Raw genomic sequence first — 2,046 nt, 5'->3', positions numbered from 1 at the left:
GTAATAACTTTTTTATTACCCACAATACCCTACGCAAAAAAAGTTTGAATTTATTTACGCAAGTATCTGATTGCGCATTATAGTCTCTGTTCTGTCTGGTCCCACAGAGATGATATTAATAGGTGTATGTAGCTCATTCTCAAGGAATTTGACATACTGCTTTAGCTCTTCAGGTAACGAATCATAGTCCGAACAATTTTCTAAACTGGTATTCCATCCTGACAACTCTTTATATACAGGCTCTATTTTTTGATCGACAATCTCGTAAGGAAAAATATCTGTTTGCTCACCATTTTCTAATTTATAATGTGTGCATACTTTTATTTTTTCGAAACCATTGAGAACATCTGCCTTCATCATAAACAATTGAGTCACCCCATTTATCATGATCGCATATTTCAGAGCTGGAAGATCTATCCAACCGCAGCGCCTGGCTCTACCTGTAGTAGCACCAAACTCTCTACCCACATTTTGCATTTGCTCACCATCAGCATCAAAGAGTTCTGTTGGGAATGGTCCGCCTCCTACTCTCGTACAATAAGCTTTAAAGATACCAAACACCTCCCCTATTTTATTAGGAGGAACGCCCAAGCCACTGCAAGCACCAGATGTGGTAGTATTGGAGCTGGTCACGAAAGGGTAACTCCCAAAATCTATATCGAGCAAGGAACCTTGAGCACCTTCAGCTAAAACTTTGCTACCGTTATTAATTTCCTGATTAACCAAATACTCACTCTCAACAAGCTCGAATTGTCTCAGGTAGTCGACCGCCTCAAAAAAGTCCTTTTCCATTTGATCAAGATCTCCCTCGAAGTCGTAAGCTTCTAACGTCTGTAAATGCTTATCTCTAAGTTTTTGGTATTTTGTTTTGAATGTATCTGATAAAACATCTCCAACTCGTAGGCCGAGTCTAGCTATTTTATCTTGGTAAGTAGGACCTATACCTTTAAGTGTAGATCCTATTTTCTTTTCTCCTTTAGATTTTTCATAAGCCGCATCTAACAACCTATGACTAGGAAGTATTAGTTGCGTCTTTTTGCTTATTACCAAATTCTTCGTTGCATCTACACCCAGCTCTTTAAGTGCTTCTACCTCCTTTTTAAATATAACGGCATCTAAAACGACCCCATTACCAACAACATTTTTTATATCACTTCTAAATATACCAGACGGGATCTGGTGAAGAACATGCTTTATTCCATCAAACTCCAGGGTATGACCCGCATTTGGTCCGCCTTGAAAACGTGCCACTACATTATATTGTGGTGCGAGATAGTCTACTATTTTTCCTTTTCCTTCGTCTCCCCATTGAAGGCCCAAGAGCACATCCATTTTCATGTTCTTAAATTTAGAATATTGCTGATTAAAGCGGTTGATGAATAATTAATCTATTTTTTAAGCAAGTCTATAGCTTCAGACTCGTTTTGCACTATACTGAATATAGCATTGAGCTTGGTGATTATAAGTAGCTTTTGTACACTTTCCGAAGGCTTGAGTAAGCAAACTTCCCCTCCTTTGTTTCTGAATTTTGTAAGAATTGTAATAAGCACACCAATACCACTACTATTTATATAGCGTAATTCTGAAATATCGATTATGCAATGCAACACGTCTTTCTGAATAGTATCGTTTACTAACTCAATAATATCAACCCCGCTATCTTCTCCTATAAGATCGCCTTTAAGCTTAATTGTTATGATTCCGTCATTAATGGTGTGTGTGTATTGCATCTGTATATTATGATTCGGTTTTTTGAGATTTTTCGTTTTTAAGCTTGGCTCTGCAGTCGCCACAGATTCCGTAGAGATTAAGAGAATGGTGTACGATATCAAAGTTTAATAATTCGCCAACCATGGTTTGAATGTTGTGAATTCTAGGATCGCAAAATTCAACTACCTTATGACATTCAGTACAAATAAGGTGATCATGTTGCTTATACCCATATGACTTTTCGTATTGAGCAAGGTTTCTACCAAACTGGTGCTTACTAACCAGATCACATTCTACGAGTAAATCTAATGTATTGTAAACAGTTGCCCGGCTCAC

General features: G+C 37.6%; 3 protein-coding genes. All 3 read right to left on the bottom strand.

Translation table 11 applies throughout. From position 1 onward, the window contains the following. Window positions 1-54: 54 nt before the first annotated feature. The gene (locus E1176_RS01895; protein ID WP_155208882.1) at window positions 55-1,338 is read right to left on the bottom strand and encodes an adenylosuccinate synthase; all 1,284 of its coding nucleotides are present in this window, start codon (window positions 1,336-1,338) and stop codon (window positions 55-57) included. 50 nt (window positions 1,339-1,388) lie between these two features. Further along, complete coding sequence (locus E1176_RS01890; protein ID WP_155208881.1) at window positions 1,389-1,730, bottom strand: STAS domain-containing protein; 342 nt, start codon at window positions 1,728-1,730, stop codon at window positions 1,389-1,391. 7 nt (window positions 1,731-1,737) lie between these two features. Continuing rightward, window positions 1,738-2,046 (bottom strand): Fur family transcriptional regulator (locus tag E1176_RS01885; protein ID WP_185152553.1); only part of this gene is annotated, 309 nt, incomplete at its 5' end.

It is taken from the genome of Fulvivirga aurantia, from assembly GCF_009711475.1.
GTDB lineage: Bacteria > Bacteroidota > Bacteroidia > Cytophagales > Cyclobacteriaceae > Fulvivirga > Fulvivirga aurantia.
Note: the sequence above shows the minus strand (reverse complement) of the source record. Positions and strands in the feature narration are given on the sequence as shown.